Source organism: Arcicella lustrica, from assembly GCF_034930985.1.
GTDB classification, from domain to species: domain Bacteria; phylum Bacteroidota; class Bacteroidia; order Cytophagales; family Spirosomataceae; genus Arcicella; species Arcicella lustrica.
Window position 1 is genome coordinate 309,115 of record NZ_JAYGIM010000006.1, and the last position, 10,995, is coordinate 320,109.

Below are 10,995 nucleotides of genomic sequence, written 5' to 3' on the forward strand. Positions count from 1 at the left end.
ACTTTCAAGCACAAATATTCAATTGAAGTATTTCTCTTGGGCATTGACAATAAAAAAACGGACGAAAATTCGTCTGTTTTTAATCAATATTCCTAAATATTATAACCCATAAAATACTTCGTAAGTCTTGCCTTTTTCAAGCGTTAACTCATATAAATCATTTGCCAAAGCTTTGATTTCTCCATCTTTACTACTTGGCTTTATTTTACTTTTAAACCTTAAAGTTCCTACTCCAGCTGCACCAGTTATTTTGATTTGCTGCGTGCTGCAATACACTTTTACGTCGCCATCGGGTGTTGGCACTTTACCTTCCATCCATTGCAAACCGCCTAATTGTGGTTCTACTAAATAGGTTTTATATGCGGCAGAAGTAGGTTTTACACCTAAGAAATATTTTCCTAACAAATAGATAGGACTTGCTCCCCAAGCATGACAAAGACTTTTCCCAAATGGGCGACCATACATGGCATAATGTTCATCGCCTTTTTTGTTGGGATTGTATTCTTCCCAGAAAGAAGTAGCGCCTAAATTCAACATTCCGCCCCAATAATCTTTCATTTCTTTCAATACATAACTTTGTTCACCCAGAGCACAAAGTGCTTCTAACTCATAAAAACGCATATACGGTGTTGTAATTTTCTGAATTTTATCGTTCAAAAGTACATGTGTTTTAACATCTTGTTTTTTAGCTTCGTCGAGATAATTAAAGAAAATTGCAAACATATTGGCATAACGAGTTACATTTTCGGTTTGCTTTCCATCCACTCGGCTATGTACCAAAGCATGTTTTTCGTTGTTCCAATAATTGGTGAAAAGCTTTGCTTTTAGCTCCGTTGCCAATTGTTTGTACTTTTCTTCATTTTTGGTATCGTTCACAATATTGGCACAAGTTGCCATTGTTTCTAAACTTCTCGCCAAAAGCAATTGCTCAAAACTTACTTCTCCTTTTTTACTTAAACCTTCTGCCCAGTCGATAAAAACCCAATCGCCCGTTAAGCCTTCCATCATTCCATTGCTGTTTCTTCTTGACAAACAGTAATCCATCAAACTTTGCATTCTTGGATAAAACTGTTGAATAAAAGTTTTATCGCCCGTATATTGATAATAATCGTTGATGCCGATAAACCAATAAAAGGTATAATCCATGATGGTATTGATGTGACTTGTCACGGGGTCTTTTCCTCTGAGTGCCAATAAAGTACGAGTAACCGAAGGAGAATCGAACAATAAATAATAGTTCATCAAATAACTTTGATAAGCATCGCCCGACCAAATCCAACGATCACGTTTGATTCCGTCAATGAAAAACTCACGAGTATTCAAATGAAAAGTATAGTTTGAAACATCATATATTTTATTGATTTGTTCATCAGAACAACGGAAACCGCCACGGTCGGCTACAGGTAAAAACTCATATAACATCGATACTCCATCAAGCGAAACGCCAGTCTCAAATTGCACATTCACAAAACGAAAAGCTTTTGAAAGCTCCATCGTCATGTCTTTTTTCTTGGTTTCATTTACTTCAATTTCATCAAACGTTTCGCAGGTTTCAGTCGCCAAAGCTTCTTCTTTAGATTCTCCGTAGTAAATTTTTAGTTTCCCTTTTCCTTTTAAACCTTGCAATTTGATAAAACCAAAAGTCTCTTTACCAAAGTCCAATAAAAGACTTTGTGACTTTCTTTCTGTTTTTACAGCTTGCTGAATTTTGGTGTCTAATTTGAATTTTGAAGGAGGCGTTAAAGCCGAGTTAAAATTCCAGAAACCAGCATTAAGCCATTTTGTACCAGATTGGTCAGACGCTTTTCCTGTTTCATCAATCCATTCTTTGTCTTCAAAAGTAACGAGCCAAGAAGCATCCGAAACCACTTTTTTACCTTGTACAAAAATGGCAGGAACACGGTCTTGACAAAATACTTTTAAACTCACTTTATGTTTTCCAGCGGGTACAGTGATTTTTTTCGGAAAACCTGCAATTGCTTTTCCATCAATTTTTACATTGAATTGTCCTTCTACAGCCAATAAAACTTCTTCAGCTACGGGCAAATCAAAATCTTTATGAAAATCAACTAAATTGTAATGACTGTCCAATTTCCAAAATGGTGGGAAAAACGAACCACGTTCTGTTCTTCTATTTTGCATTTTGTTACTCAACCAAACTTCAAAATCACCCGGATACCAAATCCAAGTAGCTTGATTTTGTGCCAAAGTAGGCGAACAAAAAGACAGGAAAGTTAAGACTGCCAGCAGCTTTGTTTTCAAAGAGATTTTTGTGGAAAGTATTTTCATCATTTTAAAATTGAATTTTCATTAGTTAAAAAAAAGGTAAAGTCCAATCATGACAATCGCTAATAAAAGCCAAGAAATCCATACTTTTTTACTTGGTTTTTCAATGTTATTTTGTTCCTCTAAAGTTGCCAGATAAACAGTTGGTACTTTGTCTAACAATGAAATAATCATCGCCAACACCGCTAAGAAAGCAAAAATGAAAAAAGAAAGTAACAGATAATGAGGCCAAATAGGATATTTATCAGGCGTAAAAACCCAGAGATACATTACTCCTACACCCAAACTAAATACTGAACCAGCCGAAAGTGTAAAGTTTACCGCTTTCTTAGTCGTTCTTGTCCAGAAAACAGTCAATAAAAAAACAACAGCTAAAGGAGGCGCAATAAAACCCAAAACCGATTGAAAAACATCGAATAAATTCAAGCCTTTGATACTATCAATTGCCAAAGCCATCATGATAGCAAAAAAACAACCCGCAATTACCGTCATACGACCAACCCTGATAATTTCATTATTGGTAGCTTGAGGATTGATTTTCTTCAAATACACGTCCATCGTAAAAACGGTACTTAAAGAATTTAAAGAAGAACCAATCGTTCCGACAAGTACTGCAATCAGCACAATGATGACCAAACCATTCATACCGGGCGGGAAAAGATTCGTCACCATCGTCATATAAGCTTCAGAAGGGTCTTTTAAATTCGGGAAAAGTATGTAGCATAAAATTCCTGTCAGGATAAATAAAGGCAAAGAAAGTATTTTAAGCCAAGCGATAAAGTTTACGCCTAATTGACCTTGTTCTAAATTTTTCGCACCTAATACCGATTGAACCATTGCTTGGTCGGTACAGAAAAAAGCCACTGCCGCTACTGGATAGCCCAATAAAATGGCATACCAAGGATATTTTGGGTCGCTTGCAGGATGAATCAATGTCCAATAATCAGCAGGAACGCTGTGATATACTTTGGAAATTCCACCGACTTTGATAACACCCAAAACAGTAAGCGTCAGCGAAACAGCAATCAGTAAAATCATTTGGAAAACATTTACTTTAGCAATGGCTTTGAGTCCGCCTGCAAAAGCAAAAAGTCCAGCAAACAATACTAAGACAATCACAGATTGCCACATCGGAATGCCCAAAATTTGTCTTACTAAAAACCCACCAGCGAACAAACCTAATGATAACCAAGAGATTAAAATTTTAATTAAGGCATACCAAGCTAGAATTGTTTGGGTAGAATCGCCATAGCGTTTTCCCATGAATTCGGGCATGGTACTTACATTCGCAGCTAAGTATTTTGGTGCAAAAACAATTGCGAGTAAAAACAAAAAGACAAAAGCGTACCAATCAAAATTAACGGCTACAATTCCAGTACTGTAACCGATACTGGCAAAGGCAAGTAACATAGACGGCCCAACGTTTGTCCCCCACATATTAAAGCCAATACTTGACCAGCCCAACGATTTATTGGCTAAAAATAAGGTTTCTTCTTTATCAGATTTGTCTGAAAAACTTGCTCTATAACCAATAACAATCAATATCACCAAGTAGGAAACAACGATGCTATAATCTAAAATGGTTAGGCGTTCTACAATGCTTCCCATTATTTATGATTATTTAAAATGTCTGCACTTAATTGATGCGTTGCCAATACATCAGCAATTTTTACGGGTAAACCTGTTTGTAAGGATTTATCCATTGCCTGCAATAAAGCCACAGTTCCAACACCCTCTTTGATGTTTGGATAAGCCGTTTTCCCACTTTCAAGACAATCAGCAAAGTATTCTAAATAATTTTGGTACTCGCCAGCATGGTGACTTTTCCCTTCAAAACGGAAGTAATGTTTTAGCTTATGTTCCCACGTTTGTACAATTTCTTCGCCTGTATTTGTGGTAACAGCATAGCGCAAATCCATATAATCGGCTTGGCTACAGCCTTCTGTTCCTCTTAAAATACAACTCATTTCGCTATCACGCACCACGGGCTGAACTGGACCAGTATAAGCACCGCTTACTCTGGCGATTCTTCCATCAGTCGCTTTAAAAATAAAGTGCATAGTATCGGCATTTTTCAACCCACCTTTTAAACCGTTTGAACTCAACATGCCATAACCCATTACTTCTTCAATGTTTGGCAAATACCATCTGATAAAATCTACTGGATGGCTCAAACCGCCATAAAGCCATTTAAAAGCATTTTCTAGCGACCAACCTTTGTCTAAAAACCATCTGTGGTCAGCATGATAATAGCCTTCAATCGTGATTAGTTCACCGATTAATCCCGCTTCAAAGTCGGCTCTTTGCTTTTTCATCGGTTCGAAGAAACGAGAACTTTGCCCTACAAATACTTTCTTTCCAGTACTTTCAGAAAGCGCTATTAATTCTTTAGCCTTTGATAAATCATCAATAAAAGGCTTGGTACAAACAACGTGTTTGCCATGCAATAAAGCTTGTTTGGTATGTTCAGCATGAAATTTATCGGGCGTATAAATGGCGATAATATCAATACTTTTATCGTCTAATAAATCTTGATATTCAGTTGTATAATTGTGAAAGTCAAATTCTTTGGCTCTTTGCTTACACAAATCAATGTTGCGGTCGCATACTTTTACCAGTTCTAATTTCGTACTTGCCAAAGCTGCCGACATTGTACTTCTTCCTTCTCCTAAACCTAAAATTCCTAATTTCAACATTTGTATTGCTATTTTTAATTTTGAGAATCTAATTTTTAATTACCCGCAGGTTTTAGAAAAACCCATGTTTCATCTTTTTTTGTACCAGAAATTCCTTCTTGATATTTCGTCATTAACTTATTCCATTCCAATACTTTAGGATTATTTTCTATCGTTTTGGGATTGAGTTTATCCAAACTTTCACCTTTTGGAATGCTGATGACCAACATCAATTGTCTTCCATTTTTATAAATTAATAATTGCTGAAAATCGGCATTGCAAAAACCTTGTGATACTTCTGGCCACTTTTCAAATTGAGTAGCATGATAGCTTAAGTACTCTTTTTGTAAAGTAGTATCAGCCACTAAATTGGCTGTAAGTATTGTGTGCGACCATTCTTTCGCTGACTTCCCATTTTTACATTTTTCTTGGTTGAACTCATAAAACAAATCATCATAAGTCTTGATTTGAACTTTCGGAAAAGCGTTTTTTAGTCTTTCTCGCAATAAATACACATCTTGTACTTTATCAAAAATCACTAAATGATTTTCCCATTGAAATAATGCTTCTTGTGAAACCTTACTTTTCAAGAGTATTTCATCTAATTTTTTTCGGTCAATGGTCTGTCCATTTTCAGTAATCAATTCTACAATAACTGGTTTCTCTACATTGATTTCCCAATACTTATCTGCTTGCTTTTTGTCTTTTAATAAATAGGCATATTCTACCTGTATTCCTGCTTTTACTTTGATACTGTCTGCTACTTGTGGGCCGTTATTTTGCCAAGTATTTCCCGGTCCGTTGGCATTTTGCAGAAATTTTGCAGAAGGACTCCAATTATCTTTTATCGTAAAATAAGAGGAGCCTTCGTCTGTGTATAAATAAAACCAATGGTTAGGGATATGCGCATAAGGAGCTTTGTAAATGCTATCGACATAGTTTTCGGAAATTACAGAACCGGGCTGAGCCGACAAAGTATAAATTGCCGCAACATCGTACATGTGTTTGGCATAATGATGAATTTTGTTGGCTGAAATGTAATTATTTTTCATAGTGTTGATGGTTTTTGTCCAACCCCAACCCATACTTATGCCAGAATATGATACATCCGAAATTTCATTATGTTCGATATTAATGCCTTTTACAAAACCTGCACCAATACCAACTGCACCCCAATCTTCGTTAGTAGCATCCGAAATTAAGTTATTGCTAATCAGCAAGTTTGTACAAACTTCTCTTTCATCTGAAGGATTATAAGGCAAATGGATTTCGGTGACTTCATCTGCAAAAAAACCAGCTTGAATACCCGTTCCGCCAATATCCTTAAATAGGTTTCCTTTGATAGAATTATCATGAACGCCTCTGTGATAATCTAAACCAGTAGAAGCCAAATGTTCAAAACGGCAAGCTTCAAAACCTGTGTGATTCGCATAAGAAACTTCCACAGCAGCTTTTGGGCGACCAACCCAAGCTTGATTTTCTAAGGTTTTTTTGTCTGGCGTTCCGGGCATTTTAAGTTTGTAAGCATCCAACATATACAAACCCGCTTGATGCGGAACGTGCCCTTGCTGAGAAGGACGCAACCATGAAGTATGACAAAAAGCAATATTTTTGAAGAAAACATGAGATACTTGATGATCAATTGTCCCTTCTATTCGTACCAAAGTTTCAAGCGTAGGAACAATTACTTCCGCTTTTTCCATTACTTCATTTGCTCGTGGAATATAGTATAATTTCTCAGCTTTTTTATCCAAAAACCACTCGCCAGCTTCGTTCAAAAACTGAATGGCATTGGTTAAATAAAAAGCAGAATTACCCGTTTCTTTTGAAATCCAAGGCGCAGGCCAAGGGTGTTCTGATTGAATTTTACTTTCTGGTTGAAAAAAGGAAAGCTTTGTGCTGTCGCCTTGTACTTCCATTTTTTTGATTCGCAAATTGGCAATTGCCCACCATTGATGAATAAACATTTCTACACCACTGGTTTTTGCTATTTCGGCAAATTTTGGGGTTGGAATCCAGCAAGTTTCTTCTTTTTTATTCCAAGACAGAATACGATTCATTTTTGGATAAGGAGTATCTTTTGCACGAATCGCTTTTTGATTATTTACCCATAATTGTCTGAAATCCAATACATTTCCTCCAACTTTTGGTGCATCTACTACCCAAACTTTTCCAATCGCTTCTTTGGGTAAGCCAATAAAGTTGCCTTTTACTTTTGTCCAACCACTTAATGAAATACCACCGCTGATGATTGGTTTTTCATTGGGAGCTGCTTCTATTATCGTTGGACTCAATGAAGTTCCAGCATCTTCTGGACGAATCGTGATAGGTTCATATAATTGATAATTTCCTTCACGAACATAAATATGAATGGCTTTTGTGAAATTGTTTTCTGACAATCTACGCATTTCACGGACTCTTCGAATCGCCATTGAAACCGTTTGAAGCGGATTTTCTTTTGTACCTAAATTAATGTCAGCACCATTTGGAGCAACCCAAATATCCGTCTGTGCCTGAATTTGCATTGAAAAACAGCAGGTCAGAAAAGCAAGTATGTAGTGGCAATATTTCATTATTTATTTCTGGAAAATGCTTTTCAAAAAAGCGGTATTTGCACCAAAATTCCCTTTGACATCTCTTGATTTATTCGCATCTCTTGAACGCTCTATGACCAACCAGCCAGTCCATTTCATTTTATCGAGCGTGGCTTTTACTTTTTTCATGTCAATTTCAGGGTCATTTTGTAGCCAAACACCATCTTTATTGGTGCAGTGAATCATGCAAATGCTATTTTTGCCTAATATTTTCAACTCTTTGTATAAATCTCTTCCTTCTTTTAAAGGGCTAGAAAAATTGAAGTAAATTTTAACCCCTTCCGAACCTATTTCCTTTAATAATTTTACTTCTTCACTCGCACTCAACGCTGTTTCTATTCCGATTACTACGCCTGCTTTTTTTGCCATTTCACCTGCAACTTTTAATCTAGCCACTACTGAATCTCTTACGGCTGGGTCTTTTTTCAAATCACATTGAACACCTAAAGGCAAAAAAGCAATTTTGATATTCATCAATTGCATGGTTTTGATGCAATCTTCAATTGATTTTTTATACTCTTCTCTTCCACAAAATGACTGAGCATAATAGCCAGTCATCGCCAATGAAAACATTTCAATGTTCAGTTCTTTGGCTTTGTTCATAAAAACTGTTCTGATAGAATCATTCGCCAAGGCATTTTCGAATGTTGGGCGTTTGCCCAAACCACCCATGTCAATTTCTACTCCATCTGCTCCGATTTCCTTCGTCAGCGTCAGTGCTCCCAGTTTTTGCCTTTTCAAAAGCATTAAATCAATGACACCGATTTTATATTTTTGATTTATTTGGGCAATACTTTCCAATGGCAACGAGCAGAAAAAAGTCATTGTCGTTGCTAAAATCGCTATGGTTAGCTTTTTCATTTTATCTAATTTTTTATCGCTTCGGCAAATATTTTCTCTAAAGTTTCAAAATCTTTTACCGCATTTTTGGGCAGATTTTCACCTTTTTCGCCGAAAACATACATGGCTAGAAATGGCTCAATCATTACTTTCGTTTCATCCATTACTCCTGTTTTATCTTTCAATTTTTTCACATCCAACTGAAAGTTTTTTGCTAGGAAATCATACAAAGCCAAGCGTTTACTTTTTCCATAATCATGTCCTTCTTCTGGAAAATGTACATTTTTTACTTCGTCTGTTTTTCCGTAAAAACCATAGATTTTTTGAAGAAAAGGAAACTCAGTTTCAGGAACATGTTGTGTCCAATCTTTTCCGTCTGATAAAATTAATTGTGGTCTTGGTGCTGCCATTGAGGCAATTTCTACATTGTTTGTACCATTTCCACAAAGGTGTACGCCCATTCCGCTTTCGCAGGGACAGCCACCAGAATGGTAAGAAGACAACATCACGACGGGTACGCTCAAAGTAATTCTATCATCCAAAGCTGTGATTAACATCGTTTGGCTTCCACCACCCGAACCACCAGTAATGCCCACACGACTAGCATCTGCATTACTAAATGACAATAACCAATCTAAAATTCGGATACTGTTTAACGTCTGCATGGTTTGCGCCAGACTTTTTCTATGATTTTCAGATTTGAATTGCAAAGTAGATTCTCCCCAAGCAAAAAGGTCATAACTAAAAGCGATAGCACCCATTCGGGCTTGCATCGCACAACGATATTGACAATCAGCACGGTAACGTCCATCACCAAAGTGACCGTCAGGATTTAAAATCACAGGAATTTTTCCTTTACTTTCCAAAGGCATATACAAAGAGCCACAAACATAAACACCCGGAAGCGTTTCAATCGCCACATTTTCAATGGTATAACCGTCCATTGTACGTTTATTACTCGTGATGATTACTTTACTTGTTGGCTTCGCTGGCAAAGGTGAAAGTTTCAGCGCTTTCCACATACAAGCTTGTAATTCGTCTTTGCGTTTTTCCCAACTTGCTTCGTCGTTGTATAAAGTTGATAAGTACGCAAGCTGTTGTTCGCCTTCTTCGGGTGTTTTTAAATGATATTGATAAGGCTGAAGTTTGTATTTTTTCTCGCCTTCTTTGGCAAAAGTAATATCTTGAGAAGACAATACATTCGTCATCGTTTTTTCAAAATCTGGTCTGAAACGCCAGTCAGCATACGTAACCCATTTATCCTTTACTAAATCTTCTGGATAGCGAATCTTCACTTTAAAGCGAGTTTCGATTTGTGCAATGACATCTTTCAAAGGTTTTTTGAAAGCATTATCAGCATTTTGAGCCAAAGAACAATAGCTCAACAACAAGAAACAGAAAGTTTTTAGGAATTTCATGCGCTTAGTCTTTAGTAATTTCTCCACCTTTGGGTGCTTCGTATCCTTTGATTTTCGGCCATTCTCCATTGGTAATTTTCTTCAATTTCAATTTCGAAGGGTCGATTACGGCATGTTTAATTTTCTTTCTTCGCCAAGTATAAATTACATGCACCAATCCATCTGAAGTTTGAATAATAGAAGGATATGAATATTGGCTAATCGGAGAATCTTCGATAATCAAAGCGGCATACCATTCTTTTCCATCTTTCGATAGCGATAAATTCAAAGGTGTTCTTGGTCCTTTTGCTAAATCGCCCGGAGGTAAAACATGGTTATAAACCAATAAATGTTTCCCATTTTTTAAGGTTACAGCGTCTGTTCCAGAATTATTGTTTGGTAAACTAGCTTTTGCCAAAGGCGACCAAGTTTCACCATTATCTGTTGACCACGATTCAATAATTGCTCTGTCTCTACTTCTTGCTAGAATTTGTAATTTGCCTTTTCCATGATCTAAAATACTTGGCTGAATAGCATTGAAAGTTTTTCCATCATTGATTGGTCCAACGATTCTCCAAGTTTTTCCAAAATCTGGCGTTACTTCAAAATGCAATTTCCAACCTGAACCTTCTGTACTTGTTGGACAAAACAGATTTCCATTACTTAACAAAACTGGCTTATTTTTTACGGGTCCGATATAACCTTCTGGCAAAGCTTTCGCTTCCGACCAAGTAAGACCATTATCCGAAGAAGTTTTTAACCAACCTTTCCATTTCGCAGGGCTTGGTCCAATTTTGTAGAAAAGCATTAAATCGCCATTCGGAATTTGGAACAATACTGGATTCCAACAAGCATAGCGCAAAGTATCGTTCACAATGCCATTTGCAACATTTTGTGGCGCTTGCCATTTACCATTTTCATTTCTGCTTACCCAAATACAAACATCAGGATTTCGCTCTTTCGTACCACCAAACCAAGCGGCAACTAAACCTTTGGGCGTTTCAGCAATGGTGGCGGCATGGCTTTCTGGAAAAGGTGGATTTTCAACCACAAATTCATCGACTAATAATCCCGATTTCCATTTTTGCGCAGTCGTTTGGTTTGCTATAAGTATGCAAATCACCGATAGTACCGTAAATAAGCTTTTTTTGAACATAATATTCGTATTAAATTTTAATATTTTGAGAGTATTTTTCTGAATAT

Annotated in this window: 7 protein-coding genes; all 7 read right to left on the minus strand. The window is 36.7% G+C overall.

Annotated elements, in window-relative coordinates; translation table 11 throughout:
• Positions 1 to 99 precede the first annotated feature (99 nt).
• From VB798_RS09035 to VB798_RS09065, 7 genes are read right to left on the minus strand one after another with little or no spacing between them, the layout of a single operon-like run.
• A complete protein-coding gene (locus tag VB798_RS09035; protein WP_323258105.1) occupies positions 100 to 2,292 on the minus strand; it encodes an alpha-L-rhamnosidase-related protein in 2,193 nt (730 codons plus the stop codon).
• An 18-nt stretch (positions 2,293 to 2,310) separates the two neighbouring features.
• Complete coding sequence (locus VB798_RS09040; RefSeq protein WP_323258107.1) at positions 2,311 to 3,894, minus strand: sodium:solute symporter family transporter; 1,584 nt, start codon at positions 3,892 to 3,894, stop codon at positions 2,311 to 2,313.
• Positions 3,894 to 4,982 carry a Gfo/Idh/MocA family protein gene (locus VB798_RS09045; RefSeq protein ID WP_323258109.1) on the minus strand — a complete coding sequence of 363 codons (1,089 nt, stop codon included), beginning with the start codon at positions 4,980 to 4,982 and terminating at the stop codon, positions 3,894 to 3,896. The genes VB798_RS09040 and VB798_RS09045 overlap by 1 nt, the downstream gene beginning before the upstream one ends.
• A 35-nt stretch (positions 4,983 to 5,017) precedes the next feature.
• Positions 5,018 to 7,486, minus strand: coding sequence for an L-rhamnose mutarotase (locus VB798_RS09050; protein ID WP_323258111.1), 2,469 nt, complete (start codon positions 7,484 to 7,486; stop codon positions 5,018 to 5,020).
• A 51-nt stretch (positions 7,487 to 7,537) separates the two neighbouring features.
• Positions 7,538 to 8,416 carry a sugar phosphate isomerase/epimerase family protein gene (locus VB798_RS09055; RefSeq protein ID WP_323258113.1) on the minus strand — a complete coding sequence of 293 codons (879 nt, stop codon included), beginning with the start codon at positions 8,414 to 8,416 and terminating at the stop codon, positions 7,538 to 7,540.
• Positions 8,417 to 8,421: 5 nt separating this feature from the next.
• A complete protein-coding gene (locus tag VB798_RS09060; RefSeq protein WP_323258114.1) occupies positions 8,422 to 9,813 on the minus strand; it encodes an alpha/beta hydrolase family protein in 1,392 nt (463 codons plus the stop codon).
• Between the two features lie 4 nt (positions 9,814 to 9,817).
• Positions 9,818 to 10,948: a sialidase family protein gene (locus VB798_RS09065; protein WP_323258116.1), complete on the minus strand. Its 1,131-nt coding sequence runs from the start codon at positions 10,946 to 10,948 to the stop codon at positions 9,818 to 9,820.
• Positions 10,949 to 10,995: the final 47 nt, after the last annotated feature.

Excerpts from the sequence above, each read along its gene's own strand:
- VB798_RS09035 (WP_323258105.1), bottom strand. The coding sequence starts at position 2,292 with ATGATGAAAATACTTTCCACAAAAATCTCTTTGAAAACAAAGCTGCTG.
- VB798_RS09040 (WP_323258107.1), bottom strand. The coding sequence starts at position 3,894 with ATGGGAAGCATTGTAGAACGCCTAACCATTTTAGATTATAGCATCGTT.
- VB798_RS09045 (WP_323258109.1), bottom strand. The coding sequence starts at position 4,982 with ATGTTGAAATTAGGAATTTTAGGTTTAGGAGAAGGAAGAAGTACAATG.
- VB798_RS09050 (WP_323258111.1), bottom strand. The coding sequence starts at position 7,486 with ATGCAAATTCAGGCACAGACGGATATTTGGGTTGCTCCAAATGGTGCT.
- VB798_RS09055 (WP_323258113.1), bottom strand. The coding sequence starts at position 8,416 with ATGAAAAAGCTAACCATAGCGATTTTAGCAACGACAATGACTTTTTTC.
- VB798_RS09060 (WP_323258114.1), bottom strand. The coding sequence starts at position 9,813 with ATGAAATTCCTAAAAACTTTCTGTTTCTTGTTGTTGAGCTATTGTTCT.
- VB798_RS09065 (WP_323258116.1), bottom strand. The coding sequence starts at position 10,948 with ATGTTCAAAAAAAGCTTATTTACGGTACTATCGGTGATTTGCATACTT.